19 protein-coding genes are annotated in these 20030 nt (G+C 65.4%); 6 read left to right on the top strand and 13 right to left on the bottom strand.

Translation table 11 applies throughout. The annotated features are described in order from the left end of the window. Positions 1-232: 232 nt before the first annotated feature. The 10 genes from D3261_RS04315 to D3261_RS04275 form a co-directional block, all read right to left on the bottom strand. On the bottom strand, positions 233-598 hold the full coding sequence (locus tag D3261_RS04315) for a hypothetical protein (protein WP_120069380.1): 366 nt from the start codon (positions 596-598) through the stop codon (positions 233-235). Between the two features lie 200 nt (positions 599-798). Continuing rightward, a complete protein-coding gene (locus D3261_RS19675; RefSeq protein WP_147464927.1) occupies positions 799-1416 on the bottom strand; it encodes a hypothetical protein in 618 nt (205 codons plus the stop codon). Continuing rightward, a complete protein-coding gene (locus D3261_RS04310; RefSeq protein WP_147464926.1) occupies positions 1416-3425 on the bottom strand; it encodes a hypothetical protein in 2010 nt (669 codons plus the stop codon). The genes D3261_RS19675 and D3261_RS04310 overlap by 1 nt, the downstream gene beginning before the upstream one ends. 278 nt (positions 3426-3703) lie before the next feature. After that, complete coding sequence (locus tag D3261_RS04305) at positions 3704-4978, bottom strand: FAD-dependent monooxygenase (protein WP_120069375.1); 1275 nt, start codon at positions 4976-4978, stop codon at positions 3704-3706. A 29-nt stretch (positions 4979-5007) separates the two neighbouring features. Then, positions 5008-5823 (bottom strand): class I SAM-dependent methyltransferase, encoded by an 816-nt coding sequence (locus D3261_RS04300; protein ID WP_120069372.1) that lies wholly within the window; start codon positions 5821-5823, stop codon positions 5008-5010. 30 nt (positions 5824-5853) lie between these two features. Continuing rightward, on the bottom strand, positions 5854-6600 hold the full coding sequence (locus tag D3261_RS04295) for an ABC transporter permease (RefSeq protein WP_120069369.1): 747 nt from the start codon (positions 6598-6600) through the stop codon (positions 5854-5856). Beyond that, positions 6597-7541: an ABC transporter ATP-binding protein gene (locus D3261_RS04290; protein WP_120069367.1), complete on the bottom strand. Its 945-nt coding sequence runs from the start codon at positions 7539-7541 to the stop codon at positions 6597-6599. The genes D3261_RS04295 and D3261_RS04290 overlap by 4 nt, the downstream gene beginning before the upstream one ends. Before the next feature lie 76 nt (positions 7542-7617). Continuing rightward, a complete protein-coding gene (locus D3261_RS04285; RefSeq protein WP_120069364.1) occupies positions 7618-7851 on the bottom strand; it encodes a SelT/SelW/SelH family protein in 234 nt (77 codons plus the stop codon). A 39-nt stretch (positions 7852-7890) separates the two neighbouring features. Beyond that, positions 7891-8565, bottom strand: a complete 675-nt coding sequence (locus tag D3261_RS04280; protein ID WP_120069361.1) for a hypothetical protein — start codon at positions 8563-8565, stop codon at positions 7891-7893. Beyond that, on the bottom strand, positions 8562-10028 hold the full coding sequence (locus D3261_RS04275; RefSeq protein WP_120069358.1) for a heme o synthase: 1467 nt from the start codon (positions 10026-10028) through the stop codon (positions 8562-8564). Before D3261_RS04275 ends, D3261_RS04280 begins: the two co-directional genes overlap by 4 nt. A gap of 112 nt (positions 10029-10140) precedes the next feature. Between D3261_RS04275 and coxB the strand changes: the two genes are divergently transcribed. Continuing rightward, positions 10141-11028, top strand: a complete 888-nt coding sequence (gene coxB, locus D3261_RS04270; protein WP_120069356.1) for a cytochrome c oxidase subunit II — start codon at positions 10141-10143, stop codon at positions 11026-11028. Here coxB and radB read toward each other — a convergent pair whose 3' ends face one another. Continuing rightward, positions 11029-11724, bottom strand: coding sequence for a DNA repair and recombination protein RadB (gene radB / locus D3261_RS04265; protein ID WP_120069353.1), 696 nt, complete (start codon positions 11722-11724; stop codon positions 11029-11031). 56 nt (positions 11725-11780) lie between these two features. Between radB and D3261_RS04260 the strand changes: the two genes are divergently transcribed. After that, positions 11781-12539, top strand: coding sequence for a hypothetical protein (locus D3261_RS04260; RefSeq protein ID WP_120069352.1), 759 nt, complete (start codon positions 11781-11783; stop codon positions 12537-12539). Continuing rightward, entirely contained in the window at positions 12536-13156 is a 621-nt protein-coding gene (locus D3261_RS04255; protein WP_120069349.1) for an NUDIX hydrolase N-terminal domain-containing protein, read from the top strand. Before D3261_RS04260 ends, D3261_RS04255 begins: the two co-directional genes overlap by 4 nt. A gap of 3 nt (positions 13157-13159) precedes the next feature. On the opposite strand, the gene larC is transcribed toward D3261_RS04255, so the two are convergent. Continuing rightward, the gene (gene larC, locus D3261_RS04250; protein WP_120069346.1) at positions 13160-14524 is read right to left on the bottom strand and encodes a nickel pincer cofactor biosynthesis protein LarC; all 1365 of its coding nucleotides are present in this window, start codon (positions 14522-14524) and stop codon (positions 13160-13162) included. A 113-nt stretch (positions 14525-14637) separates the two neighbouring features. On the opposite strand from larC, the gene D3261_RS04245 reads away from it, so the two are divergent. Both D3261_RS04245 and D3261_RS04240 read left to right on the top strand, forming a co-directional pair. After that, positions 14638-16863, top strand: a complete 2226-nt coding sequence (locus D3261_RS04245) for a CDC48 family AAA ATPase (protein WP_120069344.1) — start codon at positions 14638-14640, stop codon at positions 16861-16863. Positions 16864-16938: 75 nt separating this feature from the next. Next, positions 16939-17121 carry a hypothetical protein gene (locus tag D3261_RS04240; RefSeq protein WP_120069784.1) on the top strand — a complete coding sequence of 61 codons (183 nt, stop codon included), beginning with the start codon at positions 16939-16941 and terminating at the stop codon, positions 17119-17121. A 255-nt stretch (positions 17122-17376) separates the two neighbouring features. Here D3261_RS04240 and mvaD read toward each other — a convergent pair whose 3' ends face one another. After that, positions 17377-18348 carry a phosphomevalonate decarboxylase MvaD gene (gene mvaD, locus D3261_RS04235; protein WP_120069342.1) on the bottom strand — a complete coding sequence of 324 codons (972 nt, stop codon included), beginning with the start codon at positions 18346-18348 and terminating at the stop codon, positions 17377-17379. A 95-nt stretch (positions 18349-18443) separates the two neighbouring features. Between mvaD and D3261_RS04230 the strand changes: the two genes are divergently transcribed. Beyond that, a complete protein-coding gene (locus D3261_RS04230; RefSeq protein ID WP_120069339.1) occupies positions 18444-20015 on the top strand; it encodes a DASS family sodium-coupled anion symporter in 1572 nt (523 codons plus the stop codon). The last annotated feature ends 15 nt before the right edge of the window (positions 20016-20030 follow it).

Here is a 20030-nt window from a genome sequence, read left to right as displayed (position 1 = left end):
TCACGAATTGAGCGTGAATCCATATAGAGAGAAACAGCTAGAAGCGGGGATAATACCAACGAGAGTATCACAGCCCCTGCAAAAGGGACTATGCCGAGAACTCCTTGACGAAAACCGATTGTGGAGACGATTAGCCGAAAGCCTCCCCAACCCACGATCGACAGAACAGGAGGAATTGCTACTCCGTACCACCACCTTGACCGACGATGTTTACTCTCGGACATTATCGAATTCAGATATTCTCAGCACGTTCTCCCTGTTCTATCTCGATACCAGCGGACTGAATCACAGAAATTGCGTTCTCTAACCGTTTTGCACTGCCGATACCAAATACCCGTATCCACACGTTGTGTGTCTTTTTCTCGCCATCTTCAGCATATATGACATTGATCCGTGAGAGCTTGGTGGCAGTGAATTCGTCGAACTCAATTCTTTCGATGGACGAGAGAGGGATCTCCGTGTGTTTTTTGTTCCCCGTGGCAATACGTATCTTTTCTATAGATAGTAGCAAGATTATCAATACTGTGAAAACCACGGAGAGGTTTCTCATCCCACTGTCATAAACCGACTCTGTGAAGAGCAGCCAGACTGTGGTCACCCATACGATGATGGAGGAGAACAGGAGTGGTTTTCTATGACGATACAGACGATTCAAGCCTTCGAGAGGGCTCGTATCTACTCGAAATACTCCATCCTTTATCTCGACGTATCCTCACGATATCTCAAACGTACTCATTTGATTCTTGTAGCTGTGTTGTTGTTATTACTTCGGACAGAGGTAGTCTACGGATTTGCCTTTTATACTTGTGGTATCACTTTTGGAGCTTCTGGTAAGTACTTCCCGACGAGGGTCGCGCCACTAATTGCGGCCTCTGTTACAACACCAACAATCGCAGCGGCGCCAAATGTGTCCACAATTATATATGCTATAACGATGCCCACAATTGCGACAACAAGACCAATAGCTACCTTGAGAATGAGATCGACATTGGATCCTGATGTAGCTTCATCATGAAGGTCGCCTATGAACGATCGTACCAATGAAATAATCGCATCATAGGAGGTCTCCTTGCTGTCAAAGCATGCGGATTTCGCGCAAATTTTACTGCCTTCACCTGCGTTAAGCCCTACCCACAAACAGAAGCCACCACTGGACGGCTCCTCGTAGCCGAACCACATATCAATGCTTGCACTGTAGTGAGCAGGGAGCTCTTGAGACAATACCGAAAATGAGTACCATGTAAGTGGGGGCGTCGTGAAACCGTCACACTGCTTTGTTCCGTAGTTGACCGGACTAGATAGGTTACCACAAACTTTAGCGGCGTATTCGCCGAAATTCGCCGCTTCATCTCCGTAGTACTCCCTAATAAGTGGATCTGAGAGAACTTCGCATTTGTGAAATGTGAGTCCGGCCATCAGTTTTCACCTCCATCATCGGATTCAGGATACGGTTTCTCGCTCACAGCAATCGGTTTGGATATCACGTTTGGTTCGACCATCGTTTGTTCACATTCAAACCCATCGCGCCAGAACGTGACTGTGTTTTCGTCCTGCCAGTCGAGATCCGCAACACCGGCAATAATGCCTTCACTCACTAGCTGTATCTCCGAAGGAAGCTCTCCGTCGGAAGCAACTCCTCTGGCAATGTATAGATCGTCCCCATCTCCAATAGCATTCGTTGTGAACGCGGCTCGGGAACCCCCCGGAGCGAGAGCGAACTCCGACGCGAGCTCGCCCACCGTTGAGTCGGGATAGGGATTATCCACTACTCTGGGATATGAGGTCGCGGATTCTACCATAATGACGCCTTCGAGGATGATCTTTCGAACGTCCCCCGTGAATTCGTACACGTCAGTTCCGTCGGCTATTGCACCGGTTGCAGTCCTACCTGAGACGTTCCCTTCGCTGCTTGAGGACGTCGTGTTCAGTTCACCGCTTACCACGATCTCGTACTCGGTAACTCCGTCCGAATCGAAGTCCTCGATACTGATCGTCTGGTCCTCACGGTCTACGTTGACCTGTGAATTTTCGAAGTCAGTGACCGTCGTGACTTCACCGGAGAACATGTAGCTGTCCAGCCCGCCACCGGAGACCCATCCACGGGCATACTCATAGGCGGCATTGTCGCCACTGTAAGTGTTCGAGCGGTCGCCCGTCGCCAGCGTGCCGGACACGCCGAAGCTGTACTCCGTTCGGGCATCCGTCAGTGCTCTGACCGTAACTTCGTTCGGTAGTGTATCAGGATCTGGCCCAGTTCGGACGTGCCCGAGCGTTTCGGGATCTACCTCGTTCCCGTTGAGGTACGTCGTGAATGAACCATTTCCACGGGTGCTGAACGTCGAGATATCGCCCGAGAACGTGTAACTGTCTTGGCCGCTGGTCACAGCCCCATCAGCGGTCTCCCCATCGAGGTCGTCCTCGGGACCGAGTCCGTAGTTCTCTTCGAGGCTGCCCTCTACCGAGAACCGATATTCGGTTTCACCACCGTTCCCTTCGATCGTCACCGTGTTCTCGAACTGCGGCTCGGCCGCAAGTGTGGATTTATCGACCTCCTCTCTACTCAGGAACACTCGAAGGTTGTCGTCACCGGCGAAGTCCGTGATTTCACCCGTGAACGCGTAACTGTCGCGACCGTTGCCACCAACAGCGCCACTTGCACCGCCATCCCCAGCGGTATCACTGTCCGAGATCGACGCCCCCATTGCTCTCGATTTGGAGATATCCCCACTCGTCGAGAATTCATAGGTAGCGTGGTCCCCGTTGGTACTCTCGAAGGTAAGCGTCGTTCGAACGAACTGTGCGGGATAGTCGACCTTCCCTTCATTCACGTAAAGGTCGACTCGTCCGTCGGCGTGGAAACCGGTGATATCGCCCGAGATGACGTAGCTATCCGTGCCGTTGTTGACCTGCCCGAGCGCATAGGTCTCGCCAGCGAGCGGTTCGGCACTCGTGAGCGGTTCGACCTCATCTGGATGGTCCCGTGGCGAGATCTCGTCGTTTTCGTCGATCGTTGCCGCCATCGCGGTGCTCTTGAGCACTTCCCCGTCGACGCGGAGTTCGTAGTGGGTAGCCTCACCTTCTGGGTCGTCCTCGATGGTGACAGTATCCGAAAGCGGTTCCCCGTTGAGATACATCCGTATATCACCATCCACGTCGAATGAGGTGAGCTCACCAGAGAGTGTGTAAGAATCACGTCCACTACCGGCAACGTGGCCGTCGACACTGTTACCGGAGACGTCGTCGCCGCCGATCGTAGCACCCATCGCTTGGCTTCGGACGACCTTCCCATCGACACTGAATCGGTAGTCCGCTGAGCTACCCGTGGCCTCGATAGTGAGCGTCCGTTTCGGTTCCTCGTCTGCAGCACTAACTTGGCCAGCGAAGGCCGATGTGCCCAGACCCACCACGCCCGCAGTGGTCGTCAATCGCAGATAGTCGCGTCGTTGGATCGGCAGCCGTTCATCGGTGGCATGGATCCCGTCATCAGTGTGGTCCCTGTGTTTCATTTGAAACCCAAGGCATTCTGGGCCTCGTTATGATAGATAAAGGTACCCGAAGCGATTCATCGATCCGCAGCATCTGATTTTGAAACGTAGTGTGATTCCCCAAAATAGCGATGTCGGATAGATGCAGTTGACGGTGTTTCGCGTTCAGCTATAGCTGGCTGAGACGAGCCAAGCCGGGAGTGCTGAGAGCCCAACCGTTATTCTCGAAACCGCGTCCTGTCGACGTGTACCGGCTCTGGACCGAACATCGCCCGCGTGAGCAGCCGTCGTCCGAACGGAAGCCGGGCTATCGGGATCCGCGCGGGAACCGCGAACAGCGTTCGCAGGAGCGAGCGCGTGACGGCATCGGGGAGCCCGTCGCTGCGCCGAACGATCCACGACAGCCCGCGTTCGGCGAGTCGCTGCCCACGCAACACGCGCTCGACCGCGGGCCGTCGCCGCTGCTCGTACCGCCGAAGCGTCCCCGTCGAGAGCGGCCCATCGCCACGGTCGAGCGCCTCCGCGACGACCGCGTGGGCGACCACGGCGTCCTGGATCGCCAGCACGTTGCCCTGGGCACCGATCGGCGAGGCGACGTGGGCGGCGTCGCCGAGCAAGAGGAGGCCATCCCGAACCCACGTTTCGGACAGGCCGGGTTCGATGTGGAGCAGCGAGCACGCCTCGAAGCTCGGGAGCGCCTCGGGAAAGACGGCGTCGAGGCTCGGGTCGACCGCGACGAGCCGCCGGCGGAACGCCTCGATGCCCTCGGCCCGGAGCTCCGGATAGGTGCCCTTCTCGACGAACCAGCCCAGTTGGACCTCACCGCCACCGACGCCGAAGTAGAGCAGGAGGCCGTGTTCGTTGAGCCGGGACTGGGCAGCGTTCTGAGCGACGGTGTCCGGGAGTTTGAACCAGAGGAGTTCGATGCTCGAATCGAGGAGCCCGGGGTCGATGCCGGCCGCCGTTCGAACCGTCGAAAATCGCCCGTCGGCACCGACGACCAGCCGGCTCCGCACCACGAACTCCTCGCCGGTCTCGTGGTCGAGCGCGCGAACGCCGACGACCCGTCCGGCCTCGTTGACGAGGTCACGAACCGGCGTGTGCGGTCGATAGGTGAAGCACTCGAACGCGCTCGCCGCCTCGATGATGGTTTCGAGCAGCGGCGGCTGTTCCATCAGGAGCGCGAAGTCGTAGGGGCCGGGGATGTCGTCGAAGTCGAACACCTCGTACGAGCGGTCGTAGACCGAGACCTCGCCGACGCGGACCTCCCGGTGGTCGAGGTCGAGTATCGGGTCGAGGAGGTCCATCTCGTCGAACAGCCGGAGCGCGTCGGGCTGGAATCCGAAGCCACGGAACTCCCGGTCGAGGTCGCGATGGCGCTCCAAGAGGAGCGTCTCGACGCCACTGCGTGCGAGGAGGTAGCTCAGCACCGCGCCGCCCGGTCCCGCACCGACCACCACCACGTCTACCTCGTGTTCGTCGCCCCCGTGCATAGCAACCGAAGGCTACGTCGGGGATCGGCTTAGCGTTGCTTGCGGTCGCGACGGGGTTCGTTCGCGCTGATGGCGTAGACCAGCGGGATCTCGGGTCGACCGTCGCCGATCCGGTAACGACCTCGGTCGTCGCGAACCATCCCCTCGAACCGCTCGAAGAAGGTGTAGGGATACTCCGAAACCCGTTCGATGGACAGCCCCGCGTTCACGAGTGCGGTGCACACCTCGCCGAGACCGTGGGTCCACTCGTAGGAGACGTTGTGGTCGGTGTCAGCGTCGGGGTCGGCGTAGGACCCGGTCCCTTCGAATCGGCGGGCTCCCCCATCGAAGTACGACCGCTCGGGTTCGAACGCCACGTCGAAGACGTCCGTCACGGGGTGGAACTCCGCGAGACAGAGCCGACCGCCGGGACGGAGGAGCGCCGCGACCGTCCGCGCCCACGCCTCGATATCGGGGAGCCAGACCAGTGCGCCATAGGACGTGAACACCACGTCGAACTCGCGGTCGAGGGTTTCGGGTGCCTCGTCGACCGAACAGCACACGAACTCGGCGTCGACGGCGGCTTCGTCGGCGATGTCACGCGCCGCCGCTATCGCCTCCGGGGCGAAATCGACCCCGACGGCGTCCGCCCCCTCGCGCGCCCACGACAGCGTATCGAGACCGATGTGACACTGGAGATGGACCAACGACTCGCCCGCGACGTCACCAAGGTGATCGCGTTCGGGCTCGTGGAGCGTCGATTCGCCAGCCAGAAAGCCGTTCACGTCGTAGAAGTCGGTCTCGGGATGGATGCTCGCGAGTTCGTCCCACATCTCGCGGTTGGTTTCGGCTCGTTCGTCGGCCATTCGACGGGGGAACACCGGCGGGAGGAAAGCTCAGTCGGTTTCCGGGAGGGCGTAGGCCCCGAGCGCGAAGACGACGACCGCGACGGCGCAGAGCACCACGAAGTCGAACGTCCACGGCCCGTCGGCGAAGGTCAGGTTCCGCACGCCACGCGCGAAGTACGTCAGCGGGGAGAGGTTCATGACCGGCCGAAACCAGCCGGGGAGGAGGTCCGGCGAGATGAACGTCTCCGAGAGGAAGAGGAGAGGCAACCCGATGGCGTTGCTCGCGGCTATCACGCCGTCGGTCGAGCCCGCGAGACTACCGATCAGCGCGCCCAGCCCGCAGAACAGCGCGACCGCCACCGCGACGAACGGGACCACGGCGAGCGAGAGCGAGATGTTCGCGCCCGTGACGAACACCACGAGGACGAGGATGATCAGGCTCGCGAGGCCGATGACGACGACGTTGACGAGGGTGTGCGCGAGCAGCCACTCGGGACGGGTCAGCGGCGTGGTGGCGAGCTTCTCGAACCGACTGCCGTCGCGGAACCGCGCGACCGTGCTCCCGACCCGCGAGAGCGGCGTCAGCAACACGACCACCGCGAGGTACGCCGGGACGTAGTAGCCCGGTGCCTTCGAGAACAACCCGCCGCCCGTCGGTTGGGTGCCGACGAGCACGCCGAATATCACGATCAGGAGCACGGGGAAGAAGAAGGTGAAGAACACCGCGGTCCGCCGCCGGAGGAACGACTTACCGGCGGCCGTGAACTCCGCGCGCACCCGACCGGTCGTGGTCACTGGGCCACCCCCGCCTCGGGACCCCTGGCCGGCTCCTCGACGGGGTCACCGCCGCCGCCGACCGCTTGACCCGTGACGGCGAGGTAGACGTCCTCCAGGTCGGGCTGACGCCACGCGAGCTCCCCGTAGGAGACCCCGTTCCGGTCGAGCTCGGCCACCACCGCGCTGATCTCGGTGGCCGAGACGTCCTCGACGACCAGCAGTCCGCCGCGTGCGTCGACACGGTGGTCGGTCGACTCTAGAGCTGCGAGCTCGGCGTCGGTCTCGATCTCGAGCCGCGTCTCCCCGCCGTACTCCCCGACGAGCTCGCCAGGGGTCCCCACCGCCGCCACCTGCCCGTCGGCGAGGAGGCCGACCCGGTCGGCGAGGCGTTCGGCCTCGGCCATGTAGTGGGTGGTGAGGAGGATCGTAGTGCCACCCGCGGCGAGGTCTTCGAGGAGCTCCCAGAGGGCGCGCCGGCCCGCGGGGTCGATCCCGGTGGTCGGCTCGTCGAGCACGAGGAGGTCGGGGTCGTTTACCAACGTCGCGCCGACGCAGGTCCGGCGCTGCTGGCCGCCCGAGAGCTTGCCGTACCACGTGTCGGCGGTGTCGGCGAGCCCCATCTCGTCGAGCACCGTCTCGACGTCGCGCGGGTCGTCGTAGAGCCCCGCGTAGTAGGTGATCAGTTCGCGTGCGGTGAGGCGGTCGGCCGGCGAGAAGTCCTGTGGGAGCACCCCGAGGCGCGTCCGCGCTACCTCGGTGGGTGGCTCGCCGAACACCGAGACGTCGCCGTCGACGTCGGTCGTGCCGGTCAGGGCACGGACCAGGGTGGTCTTGCCCGCGCCGTTCGGCCCGACGAGCGCGAACACCTCGCCGGCATCGATGGAGAGCGAGACCCCATCGAGCGCCACGGTATCGCCGTACTCCCGACGAACGCCGTCGGCGAGGAGAGCCGCTGGCATGTCGAACCCGAACCTCGCCGCGGCTTAAGCGGTTGCGTTCCGCCGGCGGAGTGTCGTCGTCCTGACTGGTCGTGGCTCAGGTCAGGTGGCCGCGGACCTCGCGAACGATGCCGTCGACGTCGTACTCGTCCTCCGCCTTCTCGAAAACCACTTCGCCGTCGACGCGGACTTCGAGCACGCCGTGGTCGCCGGTGACGAGCGCGACGCTGTCCAGTCGGTCGCCGAAACTCGTGAGGAGGGCGTGCTGGATCGCCTCGGCACGGTCGAGGAAGCCACACGGGACACAGTATTCGATCTCGACATCGGTCATGGATCCCCTCGAAGCGCCGCGGGGTTAGCCCTGTCGTCGCTATCGGTCACCGAACGGCCGCCAGTAGAGCAGCCCGACGGTGACGACGAAGACGACGGTCGAGAGCCCGTAGGAACTGGTGAGCGCCGCGCCCGCGACCGCCGACGAGCTGCCCGCGACACCGCTGACGACCGAGGCGATGACGGGCCAGGTACAGCTCACACACGAGAACAGTCCCAATATCCCCGAGACGGCCGACCCGGAGACGTCGAGGGCGGTCGCGTAGACGAGGTACGCGAGCGCGACATAGCCCACGACCTTGTAGGGCAACAGCGCGAACTGGACAGACGCGCCGCTGTAGACCAGCGCGGGGCCGAGTCCGGGCGGGAGGGGTGCGAGCCGGAACCCGGTCGCCATCGAACCCATCCCCGGACCGACGAGCCCGCCGGCGTAGGCCAGCACCGCGAAGTAGGCCACGGCGAGCCCCCCGACGAGGAGTTTCCGACGGCGGTCCGCCGCCCGCGGGCGGGTTCGCCACAGCGCCCAGAGCCCGACGTTGATCCAGACGAACGGGTAGACGTAGTACTGGAACGCGGTCGGTGTAACCGAGGGCTGCGCGACGTAGAGCAGGACCGCGAGGAGTTCGGCGTTGAGTATCACTGCACCCCAGAGGAGCGTGCCGCGCTCGGGGCGGAATCGGGCGAGGCGCTCGCGGGCCAACGGGGAGTGGCTCATAGCAGGATGGCGTCGACGACGATGGCGAACAGCAGCGCGCCGAGGTAGGCGTTCGAGGCGTGGAACGCCCGAAAGGCGGCCTGTTCGGTTTGCTCGCGGTGGAGGCCGACCACCGCCCAGAGGAAGAGCCCACCGAAGGCCACCGTCACGCCCGCGTAGAGCCAGCCGAGCGAGGTGACGGCCGACAGAACGCTCGCGCCGAGCAGGGTGGCCGCGAGGTACCAGACGATGTGTTTGCGGGTGAGGCGGTCACCGCGCACGACGGGCATCATCGGGAAGTCGGCGCGCGCGTAGTCGTCCTTGTACGCCAGCGCGAGGTTGTAGAAGTGCGCTGGCGTCCAGAGGAAGATCACGCCCGCGAGCGCGAGACCCGGCACGCCGATCTTTCCCGTCACGCCGACCCAGCCGATGAGCGCCGGCAGCGCGCCCGCAGCGCCACCGAGGACCGTGTTCTGGACCGTGTTGGGTTTGAGCACGAGGGTGTAGATCACGCTGTAGAAGAGGATCGCACACAGCCCGAGCGCGGCGGCGAGGAGGTTCACGGTCGAGAATATCGCGAGCGAGGCGACCGCGAGGACCACGCCGAAGCCGATGGCGTTGCGGACCCCCACCTCGTCGGTGGCGAGCGGTCGGTCGGCGGTCCGGTTCATCCGACGGTCGATGTCACGTTCGAGGACGTGGTTGAAGGTGCCGCTCGCGCCGATCGCGAGCACGCCACCGAGGAGGACCGAGACGACCGTGGTGGCGTCGAGCGCGGGCCCCGCCGCGAGCGCCATCCCGGCGGCCGCGACGAGACAGAGCAGCCACATCAGCCGGGGCTTCATCAGCTGGAAGTACGCCCCAGCGAGCGTCTTGAGTCGCGAGAGCCGTCCCGGTCGGGTCGTCGTATCGGTGGCGGCAACGGTCCCGGAGGAAGCCGATTCGGTGGTCGTCGCGGACGGTTCAGCAGCCGTCGCGGGCGGTTCGGTGGCGGACGGGGCAGCTTCCGGGGGTTCTGCGGGAGTCGAATCGACCGGTGAGCGCTCGGGGACGGTTTCGAGGGTCCAGGCGAGCGCGGCGACGAGGGCGGCGAAGATCGCCATCCCGAACAGGAGGTGGAGGTTCGTTATCCAGCCGATGGTGGTGGTGGCGGCGAGGGCACCGATGCCGATCTGGACCGGGTAGCCGACGAGCGGGACCGCGAGCGCGGCCTTCGCCCGACCGGGGACCTCGGCGCGCCACGCGGCGACGACCGCCGCGAGCACGACCAGCCCGACCACGAGCGCGGCGATCCGGTGGCCCCACGCGATCAGGAGCCGGGTGTCGTCGAGGTTCGTGCCGCAGGCCGGCCACGTCGAACACGCCCCGGCGGCGTTGGTGAGCGACGTCGTCGCGCCGATGACGATGAGGAGATAGACGCCGATGACGGCGAACGCGAGCAGCGTCGTCACCCGTTCGCGGCCGGTAGAGCTCTCGAGAGTCACGATGGAATGGTTCGACCCGAGGTTCGCTGCGGCCGTACTTAGGCTCCGCGCTTTCGGCCACCGGGCGGGGAGTCAGCAGGTATTTATGCCCCACAATCGGAGGCAACGATAGATGAACCGAAAGCGCATCGGGCTCTGTGCCGCCCTCGCGGTCGCGCTTCTTCTCGCCGCGACCGAGCCGGTGCTGGCGCAGTCCTCGATCAACGAGGAGCTCATCAACGGCCTCAACGGCAAGCTCCTCTGGGTCGCGGTCCCGATCACGATCCTCGTCGAGGGTATCCTGATCTACACCGTCTGGAAGTACCGGAACAACGACAACCCGACGCCGACCCGCGAGAACCGCCGCCTCGAGATCACGTGGACGGTCGCCACCGCGGTCATCCTGCTGTTCGTCGGTCTCGGCTCCTTCCTCGTGATGGGAAGCCCCTACGTCGCGCCGTCCGACGACGGTGTGCAGGCCCAACAGCAGATACAGCCCGCCGTGACACAACCCGACGTCTCGGGCGCGGTCGCCCCGACCGAACCCGACGCGGCGCAGGTCGAGATCAGGGCCTACCAGTGGGGCTGGACGTTCAACTATCCCGACGACAACGTCACCTCCTCCGGCACGCTGGTGGTCCCCGCGAACACCGAGGTCTACCTCCACGTGATCTCCGACGACGTGCTCCACGCGGTCCACGTCCCAGCGCTCGGGCTGAAACAGGACACCATCCCCGGGCAGTACGACACGATCCAGACCAACATCTCCCAGACCGGGAGCTTCCAGCTCTACTGTGCGGAGTACTGCGGGTCGGGCCACTCGCGGATGCTCGCCAACATGACGGTGCTCCCCCAGAACGAGTACCAGTCGTGGCTCCAACAGCAGCGTCAGAGCGGCAACAGCCTCAACAGCGGTTCGTCGGGTAACGCCTCGGGGAACAGCTCCTCGGGCAACTCGTCGGCCGGCAACGCGACGGAATCCGACATCGCGGTCGCACCGGTCCCGGCGCGCGCGAACTGATCACGCCTCTTCTTCGACGGCTTCGAGCCCCGCACCCGTGATCGCGAACCGAGCGGTGTCGCCGGCGGGCTTCGCCGCGTGTTTCTCGAGCGTCGCCCGGCGGTTCCCCGCCCGGAACCGCTCGAATCGGAGGATGACACCGGTGAGGTGGGCGAGGGTGTTGCCGCCCAGTCCACGCGGGCGGCCCGATTCGGACTCGGGGTCGGCGAACACCTGGTTCGTGACGAGCACCGCGAGGTCGTATCGACGCGCGAGCGAGAGCAGGTGGGTGACCTGGCGGCCGACCCGCCGGAGCGCCTCGCCGTCGTCGTTCGCGGTGCGTTCGAGCCGGTAGAAGCCGGTCGCGCTGTCGAGCACTATCAGCGAGGCCCGCTCGGCGAGCTCCTCGGCGTCCCGAACGGCCTCTTCCTGTTCCTCGAAGTCGAGCGCCTCGGCGATCACGATCCGCGACGAGAGCGTCTCGACGTCGTCGGAGCGTGCCCGTGCGAGCTGCTCGAATCGGTCGACCGAGAGTCCCTCGGTGTCGATGTAGTAGCTCGTCTCGCCGGCCACGGCGGTCTCGATGGCCGCCGACAGCCCGAGGTTGGTCTTGCCGGCGGCGGGCGGACCGTAGACCTGGGTGACGGTTCCGCGCGGGAGACCGCCGCCGAGGAGGTCGTCGAGCGGGGGACAGCCCGTCGGGATCGGGTCGCTCACGGGCGGGCTTCTCCCCCACCCACCAAAAGTGATCGCGTCCGCGAGGGTCGGAATTTATGCGTCCCGGCGTCGGATCGCGGGACGTGATCGTCGTCGCCACCACCGACTTCGCGCTCTACCACGGGGTCGTCGCCGAGCTCCGCGACCGCGGGGTCACCTTCACCACCGTCGAGCCCGGCGACGACCTCCCCGAACGGACCCGCGTCGTGATCGCGGGCGCGGACGAGGACCCGCGACCCGACGACGCGACCGATATCGACCTCGTGCGGGCCGACCCCGACGCGCCGCGGAGAGGGGTCGATGCGGCGCTGTCGGTCGTACGCGACGGGGGTCGAACGGTGATCGGCGTCGACCCGGGGAACAAACCCGGGATCGCGGTGCTCTCGGGCGAGGTCTGTGTCGCGGCGTTCCAGGTGCCGGTCGCCGACGCCGCCGCGGTGATCGAGGACGAAGTCGAGGGCGCGGTGGACCCGGTGGTGCGGATCGGCGACGGCGCACGGCTCGTCGGCGCGTCGCTGATCGACGACCTCGATATGCCCGTCGAGCTCGTCGACGAGACCGGGACGACCCCGCACCTCGGCACCGGGGCGCGCGGGATGGGCGACGTGCTCGCCGCCGTCAACATCGCACGGCTCGCGGGCGAGCGCGTCACCCAGCGCACGGTCGAACCCACGGCGGGCGAACTCGACGTCATCAAGGCGCGTTCGCGCGAGCGCTCCCCTACGAATCGGGAGATCGACGAGGTGCTCGCGCGCCGGGTGGCCACCGGCGAGTTGAGCATCGAGGAGGCGCTCGCGGAGCATCGGGAGCCATGACGGACGAATCGGAGACCGTCGATATTCTGCCGTTGCTCGACGAGCTTCGAGTGATGGCGAAAGCGGGGCTGTTCTTCGTCGAGGACCCCTACGACCGGGAGCGCTACGAGCGGATGCTCGAACTCGTTGGCGAGTACTACGCCGAAACCGTCGAGCTGCCACCCGAGGAGACCAGAGAGCGGCTCGCGGCGAACCTCGGCTACGCCACGCCGAACGTCGGGGTCAAAGCCGCAATCTTCGACGACGAGGGACGCATACTACTGATGCAACGTCCCGAGGGTTCGACGTACGTCGCCGGGACGTGGGACATCCCCGGTGGGGCGGTCGAGCCGCTCGAACCGCCGGACGAAACGGCGGTACGCGAGACGCGAGAGGAGACGGGTCTCACGGTGGAGACGGTCGAAGTGGTCGACGCCTACTTCATGGACCCGAACCCGCTCAATCCACACGGACACGTACTGCTACTCTACCTCTGTCGCGCGACCGGTGGCACGCTCCAGTTGTCCAACGAAGGGGCAGCACTCGACTACTGGGACGTCGAAGAGGTGCCAGAATGGACGCTCGATTTCCATCAGCCGGCGCTCGATGCGCGTCGAGCGTGGCGAGAGAAGCAGTGAGCGCTACTCTCGAACCACGTTCTCCGCCCGCCGCATGATTTCTCGAATCGGGAGCCCGGTTTCGGCGGCGACGGCGGCCGCGTCGTCGTACTCGGCGCTCACGTCGTAGACGCTACCTTCGGTATCACTGGCGATCTTCACCGTGACCTCGTGAGCCGTCCCGTCGATTTCGATCTCGACGGTTTCGAAGGCGCGCTCGGCGATCCAGCGGTGGCGCGCGCCGGTCTCGCGCACGCCGAGGGTGCCGGTCTCGACGGCGAGCTTTCGCGCCACCCGCTCGACGTCCTCGGGTTTGACGATGACTTGAACGAGGTGGCCGGGTCGGGATTTCTTCATCGTCGTGGGGAACACCGAGACGTCGCGCGCACCCGCCGCCTTCAGGCGCTCGTGGAGCCCACCGAGGAGTTCGGGGGTGGCGTCGTCGAGCGTGGTTTCGAGCACCCGGATCTCGTCGGGCACGAGGCTCCCCTGCTCCTCGCCCACCAGCGCGCGGAGCACGTTGGGGTGCTCGGGGAAGTTCGTGTCACCGGCACCGTAGCCCACCCCGTCGACGTCGAGCGTCGGGAGCCGTTCGACGCCTTCGGCGAAGTGGGCGAGGATCGCCGCGCCCGTCGGGGTGAGGAGTTCGGCCTCGACCGGCCCGCCGCGGAGCGCCCAACTCGCACGTTCGGCGACCTCGACCACGGCGGGAGCCGGGATCGGGTAGACCCCGTGGCTCATCCCGACCTCGCCACCGCCGGTCGCGACCGGGGTCGTCACCACGCGCTCGACGTCGAGGTCGGCGAGGAGCAGCGCCGCGCCCACCACGTCCGCGATCGCGTCGTCCGCGCCGACCTCGTGGAAGTGGGTTTCGTCGAGGTCGGTGCCGTGGACCGCGGCCTCCGCCCGTCCGAGGACCTCGAAGATCGCCTTCGCGTCGGCCTCCACGCCGGCGGGGAGTCCCATCGATTCGACCAGTTCGACCACCTCGGCGTAGCTCCGGGACGGACCCGCGCCCTCCGCGTGGGTGTGTCCGTCGTGGGAGTGGTCGCCGTGGGTGTGGTCGTGGTCGCCGTGTGCGTGGTCGTGGTCGCCATGTGCGTGGTCGCCATGCGAGTGCTCGTGGCTGTGCTCTTCGTGAGAATGGTCGTGGCCGTCGTGCGAGTGGTCGTGTCCGTGCTCGTCCTGGTTCCGATCCTCGCTGTCGAGAAGCACGTCGACCGTCGTCGCGGCGATCCCGTTCTTCTCCGTGGTTCCGATCCGATAGTGGGCGTCGAGTATCTCTTCGACGGGCTCCAGCACGCTGGGCTCCGCGCCCGCGGCGACCAGCGCCGCACAGACCATGTCGCCGCTCGCGCCCATCCGCCCGTCGAAAGCCAGCGTTCGCATATCGGATGGGGGTCGGCGGGGGCGAAAAACCGTCCGGTCGCTCGGGTGAGGGGTCGGGATAGGCAAAAGGCATAACTCCGCCAACACCCGATGGGTGGTATCCCCTCCCGACCATGAACGAAGTCCAACTGGAGGTGGCGAAGGCCTACCCGAACGATTCGGGCCGGGGCATCGCCCGCCTCGACCCCGACACCCTGCTGCATCTCAAGCTCTCGCCGGGCGACATCATCGAGATCGAAGGCGGCGACACCACCGCCGCGAAGGTCTGGCGCGCGGATCGACAGGACTGGAACACCGACACCGTGCGTATCGACGGTTTCACCAGGCAGAACGCCGACGTGAGCATCGGCGAGCGCGTCGAGATCCGGAAGGCCGAGACCGAGAAGGCCGAGAAGCTCGTGCTCGCGCCGCCGAAGGATGCATCGGTGCAGTTCGGCAGCGACGCCGCGGGGATGGTCAAACGCCAGATCCTGAAACGACCGGTCGTCGAACGCGACATCGTGCCCGTGATGAGCTCGACCAACCACCCGTTCATGCGCTCGCCAGGACAGGCGATCCCGCTGATCGCCGTCGAGACCCAGCCGAACGCCGTGGCGCTCGTCACCGAGGACACGGAGGTCGAACTTCGCGAGGAGCCGATCTCGGGTTTCGAGAAGACCGGCGGCGGGATCACCTACGAGGACATCGGCGGGCTCCAGAGCGAGATCCAGCGCGTCCGCGAGATGGTCGAGCTGCCGATGAAACACCCCCAGATCTTCCAGAAGCTGGGGATCGAACCGCCCCAGGGTGTGCTGCTCCACGGCCCGCCCGGCACGGGCAAGACCCTGCTCGCGAAGGCCGTCGCCAACGAGACCTCCGCGAGCTTCTTCTCGATCGCGGGCCCGGAGATCATCTCGAAGTACTACGGGGAGAGCGAACAGCAGCTCCGGGAGATCTTCGAGGACGCCTCGGAGGAGGCCCCGGCGATCATCTTCATCGACGAACTCGACTCGATCGCGCCCAAGCGTGAGGACGTCACCGGGGAGGTCGAACGGCGAGTCGTGGCCCAGCTCCTGACGATGATGGACGGGCTCGAAAGCCGTGGCCAGGTCATCGTGATCGCCGCCACCAACCGGGTCGACTCGGTGGACCCCGCGCTCCGTCGCCCCGGTCGGTTCGACCGCGAGATCGAGATCGGCGTGCCCGACGAACGCGGCCGCGAGGAGATCCTCCAGATCCACACCCGCGGGATGCCGCTCTCGGACGACGTGAACCTCTCACACCTCGCCGACGAGACCCACGGGTTCGTCGGGGCCGACATCGAATCCCTGACGAAGGAGTCGGCGATGAAGGCCCTCAGGAGGTACCTCCCGGAGATCGACCTCGACGAGGAGTCGATCCCGCCGAGCCTCATCGACCGGATGATAATCAAGCGCGCGGACTTCGAGGGCGCGCTCGGCGGGGTCGACCCGAGCGCGATGCGCGAGGTGCTGGTCGAACTCCCGAAGGTCTCCTGGGGCGACGTCGGCGGACTCGACGACGCGAAGGGTGAGATCAAGGAGTCCGTCGAGTGGCCGCTCTCGAACCCCGAGCGGTTCTCCCGGCTCGGGATCGAACCGCCCGCCGGGGTGTTGCTCTACGGGCCACCCGGAACCGGGAAGACCCTGATGGCGAAGGCCGTCGCCAACGAGACCAATGCCAACTTCATCTCGGTTCGTGGGCCACAGCTCCTCTCGAAGTGGGTCGGCGAATCGGAGAAGGCGATCCGTCAGACGTTCAAGAAGGCCCGGCAGGTCTCCCCGACGGTGATCTTCTTCGACGAGCTCGACAGCCTCGCGCCCGCCCGGGGTGGCGACGTCGGCTCGAACGTCTCGGAGCGCGTGGTGAACCAACTCCTCACCGAGCTCGACGGGTTGGAGGACATGAAGAACGTGATGGTGATCGCGGCGACCAATAGGCCAGATATGATCGACCCGGCGCTCATCCGTTCGGGCCGGTTCGACAGGCTCGTGATGGTGGGCCAGCCCGACGTCGAGGGTCGCGAGAAGATCCTGACCATCCACACCGAGGACACCCCGCTCGCGGCCGACGTCAGCCTGCGCGAGATCGCGGAGGTCACCGACGGCTACGTCGGCTCGGATCTCGAATCAATCTCGCGCGAGGCCGCGATCCAGGCGCTCCGCGACGACCCCGAGGCCAACACGGTCGAGATGCGCCACTTCCGCGCGGCGCTCGAATCCGTCCGTCCGACGATAACCGAGGACATCCTCGACTACTACGACAAGATGGAGGACGAGTTCAAGGGCGGCGCGAGCGACCCCGGCCGCGGTCGGAGCGGCGGGCGGATCGGCTTCCAATAACCCGCTGACGGAGGGATGACCGAATTTCCTACGCTTCTGCAAAACATATTCGTCTTGCGGCCGTACGATATCGGTATGTCGAACGGCACTATCGTTTCGTGGAAGACGTTCCTGCTGTTTCTCGCGTTTCCGCCGCTCGCGATCCTTGCGATCGTACTCTTTCCGCTGACTATTCTCTTTGCCTATCTGATGTACACGCGCGGGAAGCGACAGGCGATCGAAGAAGAACAGCGGCGGGACCACCCTTCGAACGGGTAGTAGCGGAGCCGATATCAGTTATCGGGGCACGAGCCAGCGGAAACGAGGGATGAGACTGACAACTGGTTCGTACCAGACGGACCACGATATAACAGAGAATCACACACCGCCCCGCGACAGCCACGAGTCTCCCCAGCCGACTGCACTCCTCGTTCGCTCGGCTCACGGCTCACTTCATCCGCCGTTCGCACCGATCGCGAGCGCGCATCAGCCGTCCCGCCGCCCCCATTCAAAATCGGGTCGTGACCGACTTTCTCAGAAGAGAGCTTCGGATGCGTCGAGCACGCGCGCCGGCCCGCCGACCTCCCAGACACGGGTCTCGACACCACAATCGGCGACGGCTTCCTCGACCCGGTCGACGTGTTCGACGGTGGTGTTGACGTAGACGCTCGCGCCGGTGTCCGTCGAGAAGTAGACGGGGAGGCCCTCCTCGCGGAGGTCACGGACGGTCTCGAAGATCTCGAGGGTTCGGGGTTGCCAGTAGACCCAGCCCGCGGGGCCGGTCATCGTGGTCGCGGCGAGCGAGAGCGAGTCGTGCTCGGCGGTCGAGAAGGTCCGTTCGAAGTCCCCCTCCCGGAGGGCGTCGCGAACCTCCGCGAGCTGTTCGTGGATGTGGGCGAGCCGCGCCTCGAACATGTGGCTCTCGGCGGCCTCGCGGTGGGCCTCCTCGGTCTCCTTGTAGGCCGGCACCAGCGCGCCCACGATCCGGAGGTCGTCTTCGAGGTCGCTCTCGATCCGTTCGGACCGACAGTCGGTATCGTTGAGGCCCGTGTGGAGGTCGGAGAAGCCGCCCGTGACCGCCCGCGCCGCCGAAGCCGACCCGCGCCGGGCGACCGTCGAAACCTCGGGAAGCGAGAGGTCGAGCTCCGCCGCGGCACAGAGCGCCCGCGCCGCCGCCGCGAAGCCCGACGACGACGACCCGAAGCCGACGTTCGTGGGGAAGTCGTTCTCGCTCTCGAAGCGAACAGGTACATCGAGGTCCGCGAGGTCCCGGACGTGCGAGACCAGGCTCTCGACTCGTTCGCGACCCCGCCCGTCGACCGTCTCGCCGTCGATGACGAACGAGTCCTCGTCGAGGTTCTCGTCGAACTCGACGGTCGTCGTGGTCTTGCTCGGCGCAGTGCAGACGCTGATCGAGTCGTGGTAGGGGAGGCGAAGCTCGTCGTCGCGCATCCCGTGGTACTTCACGAGCCCCTGGATCGGATGTGCCCGCGCGGTGGCTTTCATACCGAGAGGGCGGCCGACGCCCGAATAAACGTCCCGAATCCCAGGTGTCGTAAACGACCATCAGTTTTAGGTAGGTGCCCTCGGAGCATCCGAGGATGAATCTCCCCGGACGCGGCACGGCCGGCGGTCGACTCGTCCTGTTCGCGGTCGCCATCGTCGGCGCGGGGGCGATCGCGCTCGCGCCCTCGCCCGCCGGCCTCTCGTTGCGCGGCCAGTTCGCGGTCGCCACGACCTACTTCGCGGCGGTGCTCTGGGTCTCGGGCGCGCTCCCGCTCGCGGTCACGGCGCTCTCCATCCCCGCACTGCTGACGACTTTCCGGGTCTATCCCACGCTCGACCCCGCGCTCGCGGGTTTCGCCGACCCGTTCATCTTCCTCTTCATCGCCGGGTTCATGCTGGCGAACGCGCTCCAGAAGTACGACATCGACCGCCGGATCGCGCTCTGGATGATCGCCCGACTCGGTGCCTCCGCCCGATTGCTCGTGCTCGCGGTGATGCTCGCCACGGCCTTCCTCTCGATGTGGGTCTCGAACACCGCGACCACGGCGATGATGACCCCCATCGCGCTCGGGGTGCTCGCCCAAGTCATCGGTCGCGACGAGATCGAGGAACAGGGCGAGGACAGGGAGGCGTTCTCGAACATGCAGATCGCCACCCTGCTCGGGACCGCCTACGCCGCCAGCGTCGGCGGGGTCGGCACCCTCATCGGGAGCCCCCCGAACGCCATCGTCGCCGCCCAGCTCAATTCGATCCTCGGCTACCGACTCTCCTTCTTCGACTGGCTCCTCATCGGGCTCCCGGTCGTGATCATCACCCTCCCCATCGTCTGGTACGTCCTCACCTTCCGGCTCTACCCGCCCGACGTCTCCGACGTCAGCGGCGCGCGCGAGGAGGCCCGCGAGTACCTCCGCGAGGAGGGCGCACTCAGCACCCGTGGACGGCGCGTCGCGATCATCTTCACCGTGACGGCCGTGCTGTGGGTACTCGGCGGACTCGGCTTCCTCTTCGAGGGACTGATCCCGACCCCCATCTTCAACACGGTCTTCGGGGCCGACGGCGGGCCGACGATCTTCGGCGGGCTCACGGGTCACGAAGGTATCCTCTACTACGTCATGGTCGGGCTCTACGCCATCCCGGCGCTGGTGCTCGCCGACACCGCCGACTGGGACGACCTCGTGGACATCGACTGGGGAACCATCCTGCTCTTCGGCGGCGGCATCGCGCTCGCGGACGCGCTCGAAGCCACCGGCGCGACCGAGTGGTTCGCCGACACCGTCTTCGGTTCGCTCGTCGGGATGCCCATCGTCGTCGTGGTCGGCGTGATCGTGCTCTCGATCATCTTCCTCACCGAGATGACCTCGAACACCGCCACCGCGACGATCATCGCCCCGATCCTCATCGGGCTCGGTGGCGTGCTCGCGGGCACCCTTGGGGTTACGGAACCCGCCGCCGGCATCGTGCTCGCTGTCAGCGGGGCCGTCGCGGCGAGTTTCGCGTTCGCGCTCCCGGTCGCGACCCCGCCGAACGCCATCGTCTTCGGGAGCGGCCACATGAACCAGTCCCACATGCTCCGGGCGGGGCTGATACTCAACGTCCTGATGACGATAGTCCTCACCGGGCTGTTCGTGTTGCTCTTCACCTACGTCTGGCCGGTCGTGCTGTTCTGATCCGACGGCAACGGT

This window comes from Halococcus sp. IIIV-5B (assembly GCF_003602035.1).
Taxonomy (GTDB): Archaea; Halobacteriota; Halobacteria; order Halobacteriales; family Halococcaceae; genus Halococcus; species Halococcus salsus.
Note: the sequence above shows the minus strand (reverse complement) of the source record. Positions and strands in the feature narration are given on the sequence as shown.